The organism is Microcystis sp. M20BS1 (genome assembly GCF_020245305.1).
Classification (GTDB): domain Bacteria; phylum Cyanobacteriota; class Cyanobacteriia; order Cyanobacteriales; family Microcystaceae; genus Microcystis; species Microcystis ichthyoblabe_A.
In genome coordinates, this window is record NZ_JADBUZ010000070.1 from 41,896 (window position 1) to 50,968 (window position 9,073).

The 9,073-nt window shown below is 40.5% G+C and carries 2 protein-coding genes; one reads left to right on the forward strand and one right to left on the reverse strand.

The genetic code is table 11. The features are described from left to right. Nucleotides 1–10 precede the first annotated feature (10 nt). On the reverse strand, nt 11–7,756 hold the full coding sequence (locus tag IM507_RS07175) for a type I polyketide synthase (RefSeq protein WP_123231175.1): 7,746 nt from the start codon (nt 7,754–7,756) through the stop codon (nt 11–13). A gap of 883 nt (nt 7,757–8,639) precedes the next feature. On the opposite strand from IM507_RS07175, the gene IM507_RS07180 reads away from it, so the two are divergent. Then, nucleotides 8,640–8,930: a DUF2288 domain-containing protein gene (locus IM507_RS07180; protein WP_061433104.1), complete on the forward strand. Its 291-nt coding sequence runs from the start codon at nt 8,640–8,642 to the stop codon at nt 8,928–8,930. Nucleotides 8,931–9,073: the final 143 nt, after the last annotated feature.

The following is a 9,073-nucleotide window of genomic DNA, read 5'->3' on the forward strand; positions in this document are numbered from 1 at the left end:
TCGAATCTCCTTAATTAGATGATATAGAACTTAAAAGAACATCAAGTTCCTGATCCGTTAACTGGTTTAGTTGAGCTAACAACTCCTCAGAAATTTGCTCTTCATCAACTTGATTGATTACAGGGTCAGGAGAAATGGAGACTTTCTCTATTAATTGTTCATTCACGAAAATGGCTAGAGTGGTAACAGTAACATCTTCAGGAAATTTAGTTAGAGGAATATCAACTCCCAAATCAACACTTAGCTTAGTTTTCATTTCAACAGTCATTAGGGAGTCAAAACCAATTGTTTTTAGGGGCTGATCTAGATGAATTTGAGCAGCATCTGTCCCTATACTCTTAGCAACTAAACCTTGAATGTAAGCAAGTAAAAGCAAAATCCTCGAATCACCGGAAGACTCTTGCCACTGAGACAGAATTGGCGACTGAGTAGCTGATAATCCATCATATCCTCCTACATCTTGTGCAATTTGAGTCAATAGAGGAAGATTAAAGGGATAAGATGCTATAAATTGTGGCCAATCAACGGATAAAACCCCAATTTGAGCTATATTTTCTTGAATTAATTCACCGAATATCTGTAACCCTTGCTCAATTCTGATGGGATTAATGCCTTGAGCAAAAAAGCGATTGTCTAAATTGGCTGCCATACCCACTCCAGACCATGGACCCCAGTTAATACTTAGTCCGGGTAGTCCTAAACTCCGGCGATAGTGAGCTAGAGCATCCATGAACGCATTAGCTGCGGCATAGTTACCTTGACCCGGTGAACCCATTAATGAGGCTATGGACGAGAAACAGACAAAGAAATCTAAAGGTAGATCCCAACTAAAACAATGTAGATTCCATGTTCCTGTTATTTTGGGAGCCATAACACGGGTAAAACGTGGCCAATCTAGTTGTGATAAGAGTCCATCATCTAACACTCCTGCTGCATGAACAATTCCACGCATAACGGGTAAGGATACTGTCATTTTCTGGAATAATTTTTGAACATCCTCTTGTTTAGAAACATCAGCCTTGATGATAACTACCTCAGTTCCTGCCTGTTTCCATCGTTCAATCAATGTGATAGCTTCTGTATTTGGTTCACTTCGTCCAGTGAGAACTAAATATTTAGCACCTTGAGAAACCATCCAATCAGCTATTTTTAATCCTAATGCTCCTAAACCCCCAGTAATTAGATAGCTGCTATCAGGGCGTATTTTCTCTTGTTGACTTGTGCTGTGGGCACTATGTCGCACCAGTCGAGAAACATGACGGATTTCTTGACGATAAATCACCTGATTTTCGCTGTCAGGAGCTAATATTTCCGCTACAAGTAGGGATTGGTTAGCATTGGGTGATGCTTCTAGATCCACACATACACATTGTAATTCTGGATGTTCTAGGGCGATCGTTCGGCCAAGTCCCCATAAAGGCGCTTGTTCAATAGCTAAGGATGTGTCTGAGGGATCTAAAGTTTGTGCACCTTGAGTAACTAACCACAGACGGGGTAAATTTGTACCTCGTTTTTGAGTTAAAGCTTGAACTAGAGACAAGACACTACCACAGCCTATTTCTTGCGCCTTTTGTAAGGCTTCTAGAGATAAATCTGTAGATGAATTATTCTCACAACTCCATAAATGAACTATTCCTTTTAAGGGAGGTTTATTTTCTAAGCTCTCTTGGAAAAGTTTGGTAAAATCATCGGTAACAAGAGGATTAACTGTATAACTTTCTGGGTTTAGCTTTTGATAGTGAGAGCCAACAGAAACGATAATACAATATTCACCTAATTGTGTTAGTTGATTAGCTAAAGATGAACCCATTCCATCACCCTTGGTAAACAGTAACCAAGTGCCAAGATTTTCTGCTCCGGTTAAAGGTAAGTTCAAATCACGGTTTTGTGGTCGCCAGACTATTTCATATAACCAGTTTTCTGTCTCCTCTTTTTGCACAACTTGCCCCAGTTTTTGAGAACTAATACGCTTAACTGATAATCCTTGAATTTCGGCAAGCAGTACCCCACTGTCATCAAATAAATCCACATCTGCGGTGATGGTTTGGGAAGGCTCAGAAGAGTCTTGATTTAACTTAACTCTACTCCATAGATGAAGGGGTACAGAACCATAGACTTGATATTGCTTTAAACCCACAGGTAGGTAAGCATCGCCAGAGTCTTCTCTTGATAAAGCCGCCCCTAATGCTTGTAAACTAGCATCCAGTAAAACGGGATGTAATTTGTAGTTACAAGCTTCATTAACTAAGGGTTCTGGTAACTGAATCTGTCCGAGAGCCATTCCTTCATACTGCCACAGGTCTGTAATGGCTTGAAAACTTGCTCCGTAGTCCATTCCTCGTTGTTGTAATTGTTGATAATAATCTTCAACATTTACGGATTCAAGAGAATCAATTGATAAGTTTTCTAAGTTGACTGGACTGGGTTGAGTAATATCTGTTACTTTGATAATTTTACCCAAAGTATGAAGTGTCCAAGAATCGCCAACAGGATTAAGACTAAAGATTTCAAAGGTATAAGTCTGGGAATCTTGAGGAGTCAGAATTAACTCGATGTCTTTGACTTGATTACCCTCGAAAAATAAGGGATGCTCAATCTTCACATCTTCTAGGCTGATTGAGTCGGATTTAAAAACATTGATCCCAGCGACAAGAGCCATTTCTAAGTAAGCAGTAGCAGGGAAAATAGTGGTTGCTTGAATCTGATGGTGTTGAATATAATTGGGACAATCTTGACTGATTTGAGATTCAAAGATAATTGGTTTTAGTGGCAAATGTAACCGTTTTCCTATTAAAGGATGAAGATGTCCATTGCCATTGCTAGAGTATAACTCAAATTGCTGAGTACCCTGAGGATTGTTGTGAGAAATATGTCCCTTACCATTGGTTGACTCAACTCTTGTAGTGGAGCAGTCGGACAATATACTGCCATGGCAATACAATTGTCGGCTAAATTGATAAGTTGGCAGACTCAAACGATGATAGGAATAATCTTTTGAAAATCCAGTCCAATTTACAGGTGTTCCTTTAACATATAATTCTGCCAAACTTTGTAACATTTGTTGCCAATCTGATTTTCTAGATCGCAAACTTGGCAACCATACTCCCTTGCCTTCTGGAATACAATGACTTCCCATTCCTATTAAAATGGGTTGGGGACCAATTTCTAGATAAACCTCATAACCGTGGCTCGCTAGTGTATTCATTCCTGCGGCAAACTCTACGGTCTGGCGAATATGATTTACCCAATAAGAAGGCGTAGCTATTTCGGCTGTCGCTATTTTACCAGTGACATTAGAAATTAAGCTAATATTTGGTTTTGAGTAGGTGATTTCTCGGGCAATTTTGGCAAACTCGGTCAATATTGGCTCCATCAAAGGTGAGTGAAAAGCATGAGAAACTTGTAAGGTTTTTGTCTTCACCCATTCGGTATCTAAATTAGCGACTACTGCATCAACGGTTTGACTGTCCCCAGAAATAACAATGCTAGATGGCCCATTAATAGCAGCGATAGAAACCTGTTTTTCATAAGAAATAATGGCACGTCTGACAGTTTCTTCGTCGGCAGTAACTGCTACCATTTTACCGTTAGACGGTAATGCTTGCATTAAACGACCTCGATAAGCGATGAGTTTTAACCCATCTTCAAGACTGAACACCCCGGCAATACAAGCGGCCACATATTCTCCTACACTATGACCCATAACTGCACTAGGTTCAATACCCCAAGATTTCCATAATTGAGCGAGTGCGTATTCTATGGCAAATAAGGCGGGTTGGGTGTAAGCTGTTTCATTTATGGGTGAGTTCTCTCCCTCTTGAGGATAGAGAATAGATAGCAAAGGTTTGTCTAAATAGATACTAAGAATCTCTTGACAGTGTTCAAGGGTTCTACGGAAAGTAGGTTGAGTCTCATAAAGTTCCCGGGCCATATTGATATATTGTGACCCCTGACCTGTAAAAAGAAACGCAATTTTCTGGTGTTTCTGGTGCGATAGTTCACCGGTTAAAATTCCCCCAGCTTCTTTGCCCTCAATAATAGCCTCTAACTGGGATTGTAATTGAGTTAAAGACTCAGTTTGAATAGCTAAACAATGATGAAAATGCGAGCGCCCCACATCAGCACTAAAGCAAAAGTCTTGTAAGTTGATTTGCGGATTTGCTTGAAGATAACTGTGATAACTTGATACTAATTCTCGCAAAGATGACTTAGTTTTAGCGGTAATAGTCAAGATAGCAAGAGATGGTTCATGATGCTCTTGCTCCAAGGTTTCCAGAACAAATTCTTGTAAAATAACATGAGCATTAGTGCCACCAAAACCAAAAGAAGATACCCCAGCTAATCGCCCTTTTTTACCCTTTTTCCAAGGCTGTAATTGAGTAGGAATAGATAAGGAAGTTCCTTCTAGAGAAATATAAGGATTGAGTTTTTGCAAATGAAGGTGAGGAGGAATTTCACGATTTTGTAAAGCGAGGCAAACTTTAATCAGTGCGGCAATTCCTGCGGCTGCTTCGAGATGACCAATATTAGTTTTTACAGAGCCGATCCAACAGGGCTGATCTAATTGACGATCCTCCATTAATACTTCTTTGAGAGCATTAAGCTCAATCGGATCCCCTAAAGATGTACCTGTACCATGAGCTTCCACGTAGCTAATATCTTTGGCGCTTACCTGAGCTTTGGCTAAGGCTTTTTTAATAACAGCTTGTTGAGCTTGTTTATTGGGTGCAGTTAGTCCATTACTGTGACCATCTTGATTAACTGCTGAACCGCGAATAATTGCATAAATGCGATCGCCGTCTTGAATAGCCTTCTCTAGGCGTTTGAGGATAACCACCCCACAACCTTCGCCCCTTACATAGCCATTAGCACGTTCATCAAAGGTTTTACAGCGACCATCAGCGGCTAACATCCCTGCTTTTGAGAAATTAATAGTTAATTGGGGAGATAGCAGCAAATTTACCCCGGCTGCTAATGCGAGATGACATTCCCCATCTGTTAAGCTCTTACAAGCTTCGTGGACAGCAACTAACGAGGAAGAACAGGCCGTATCTATAGCTAAACTAGGTCCATGGAAATCTAGAAAATAAGATAAACGATTAGCCGCCACACAAAAAGCGTTACCCGTGCCATAGTAAGTGCCTATAGACTCATTATCTTTAGATAACAAGCGAGCATGATCATCACTACTGATGCCAACAAATACACCTGTTTGACTCCCTGCTAAAGTTTCGGGGGCAATACAAGCATTTTCGAGAGCTTCCCAACTAACTTCTAAGAGAAGTCTTTGCTGGGGATCCATTTCCACTGCTTCCCGAGGTGAGATGCCAAAAAATTGAGGATCAAAATCATAAACATTATCTAAAAATCCACCATTTATGGGGTTTAAATTGCCCAGTTCTTGATGATTCCATCTTTGAGAAGATAATTCTGTTATTGCATCCCCTCCTTGGCGTAATAGTTGCCAGAATGCGTCTGGAGATTTAGCTTGAGGAAAACGACAGCCAATACCGATAATAGCGATCGGCTCATTTTGAGGTTGTGATGAGGTTTTTTGAGCGACTGTGGATGAAGTTGTAGCTAGAGCTTCAGAACTTAATCCATTTAGGGCTAAATAGTGAGCAACCGCATGAATGCTAGGATATTCATAAACCAGCATAGGAGATACACTTTTCCCCAGCCATTGCTCAAGCTCTCCCGAAAGACTTACTGCCGCTAAAGAACTCAGTCCATAACTTGCTAAGTCTTGTTGAATATCTATTTTTTCTGGTGCTATTTGCAAGATCTCTGCAACTTTTTTAATTAGCCACTCTTCAATTGCTTCTTGAGTATCGGACACAATTTGATTCTGACTGACCTCAGAGAATTCTTCAACAACCTGATAACTTTTGACTTGTTTTAGCAGAGAGTTAATATCTGATTTAAGCTGCTTAAATCCATTCTTATGTTCAGGATTCTTACTCCAATCGCCAATCACATTAAGAGTTCCTGCTAGAAAACTAGCTCGGCAAGCTTGACGTTGAATCTTGCCACTAGATGTCTTGGGAATACTTGCTGTTTTCAGCAGTGCCACGGCATAAACATCTAGTTGATGTTCTTCGGCAACAGAGCGAATAATTTGCTCAATTACCGCTGGTGAGTCTAATTTACGCAGATAGCTTCGTTCGACTTCTTGAACAACTACTAGCCTTTCTTGACCAGCAATTTCCACTGAAAATACTGCTCCACACCCTTGCCGCAATCCTGGGTGACTTTTTTCGACGGTGGATTCAATATCTTGAGGATAATGATTACGTCCTTGAACAATAATTAAATCCTTGATTCTTCCTGTGATAAATAACTCACCAGCCAGTAAAAATCCTAAATCTCCTGTCCGCAGAAATGGCCCAACCTGGGTATCAGCTAAATAAGCTTTGAAAGTTTCTGCTGTCTGTTCGGGTCGATTCCAATAACCCTGAGCTACACTGTCACTAGATACCCAAATTTCCCCTATTTCCCCATCTCGACATTCAGTTAAAGATTCAGGATTTACAATTACAATTTTTTCTGATAACCAAGCGTGACCACAACCAACTAATAATTGAGCATTCGGGTGTTGAGAGTTAATAGTAACGGCACTATTTTCTAAAAGAGCTAATTTATCAACTGCTTCAATCACAGGAGATTGGCTTTTAATTCCCCCCGATACAAATAGAGTAGTTTCAGCCATCCCATAACAAGGATAAAATGCCTCTCTCTTAAAACCATAATCAGCGAAAGTATTAGCAAATTTTTCTAAGGTAGCTGCTCGAACAGGTTCGGCCCCAGTAAAAGCCACATCCCAACAACTTAAATCCAGATTTTCTCGCTCTTGAGGTTTAATTTTATCAGCACATAATTCGTAAGCAAAATTAGGACCGCCACTACTGGTAGCGTTGTAGCGAGAAATAGCCTGTAACCATCGGAGCGGTTTTTGGATAAATGCTTCTGGGGGCATAATCACACAAGGAAATCCGACGTACACTGGTTGTAATACGTTACCAATTAGTCCCATATCATGGAATAGTGGCAACCATCCTACACCAATAGTTTCGCTTGTATGTCCAAAGGCAGAAGCAATCAGTTTTTCATTATAAAGTAAATTTTTATGACTAACCATAACTCCCTTAGGCATACCTGTGGAACCAGAAGTATATTGTAGGAAAGCTATGTCCTCTAAAGAAAGATTCGGTTTTTGCCAGTTTTCTGCTTGCTTATCCGGGATGTTATTAGTAGCTAGGCAGGGTACTGTTATTAACTCAGGGTCACTCGAAAATTTTTCCTCAATAGTATTTAATAAGGATGTAGTAGTTAAGGCCAGTTTGGCTTGGGCATCTTTAGTTATTGCTTGTAGTCGAGAGAGCTTTTGATTACGTCGGGGAGGATAAACGGGAACGGCAATAACACCCGCGTATAAACAGGCAAAGAAAGCAATGATAAATTCTTCCTCCGATGGATAGAGCAATAAAGCTCTTTCTCCCGGAGACATTTGTAACTGAAGTTGAGCCGCCAAAGCTTTTGCTTTTTGCTCTAATTGCTGATAAGTCAGTCTGGCGGTTTCTGTTTCTCCATTAGCCAAAAAGATATAAGCTGTTTGCTCGGCTTGCTGCAATGCTCTATGGTTCAAGATATCTACAAAAGTAGAAATGTCCTGAAAAATTTCGCCTTTAGATTTTGATTCTACAGATAAACAAAGCATTTTTTCCTCTACAACTGATTTCTGAAGTTCTTTTAACATAAAACTAATTACAGGGCAATCGCACGCACTTCAACATAACCTGACAATTGAGAATGGCAAAAAGTTTTGCTGATACAGGGTTTTGGGTTTTGACCGAATATTTGCTTTAGTATTGCTTACGTCAGGTTTATGACTGTTTCGTTACAAAGCAAAAGTCTGAAACGTTTGCATGGTCAATGGTTGAGGCCAAGCTGTATCTGTCAAGAGGTCTTTTTATGCGATTACCCTATCCCTCCTCTGGGTTCACTTTACCTAAACTCAATAAAGACTGCTTACTGTTTTTTATTTTTACCGCTCCTATTTTTATCTTAGCGGCTTACCCTAAGTAAAAATACTCAGTTAAACAAAATTTAATTATTTAATTGTCAAGTCCAGTAGTAATTTTGTAACCGTTCAGGAGAGGTGTCAAGCCGCCAGTGGCATTGACTCTGTGGAAGGACTCTCTTGGGACAGCAGAGAAGGAGAAGCACTGCCTTTCTTTCCCAGGGGCGCGAATCGCTTCGGTCATAAGGTTCTAAGCACAATTAATTACACATCTGAGCCGTCAGCCGTCAGCTTTTTCAGTGATCAGTAAACAGTGATAATTAGGGTTTGCGGCAAAAAGTTTTTCTTGGGGGCAGGGTGTGGGGTGTAGGGTTTTACCGATTTTCAGGTGGTCAACTACCTAATTTTCAGGGAAAAAGTACCTGAATTTTCCCCCTGATCACTCCCAGTCCAGTACTTTTTGATTGACAAAAAGTCTAAAAGTCTTACCCAACAAGGTTTTTAGATTTATTCAGCCAACCCTAATTACTATAGATGGAAATCGGCTGTCCCTTTGCCTGTATGCTAGAAAGAGGAGCTAATTCGTTATTGAGCGAGCTTTTTCGCAAGGATTGACAGTATGGGTAATATTCACGAGCAGTTATTAGAGGAATTAGCCGAAGTGGAGTGGAGTGACTTGATCCCCCATGCTCAAAGGGATGCGCTGATCGTGGTTTCGGATTCCCTCAATTTAATCGAAGTGGCAGAAGCGATCGCCAGTGATCAGGTTGCTCAAGTGCAGAATTGGATCGGGGAAAAACTACTAGAAAAACCGACACAAGAGCAGTTAAGTGATTGGAATTCCCATCCCGATAACCTTTTTAATACACTAATCGTGCAACCTTTTGTGTTAATTCAGAGCATAGCTTAGATAAAACCAAACCCCCCAATCTTGTGGGATTGAGGGGTAGGAAAGAATAATCCTGGCATCGAGCTATTGTCCCGGTCGGCAACCCGACAAGTATCTTGGCCACGGTGAAGTTTCACAACCGAGTTCGGGATGGAATCGGAGTG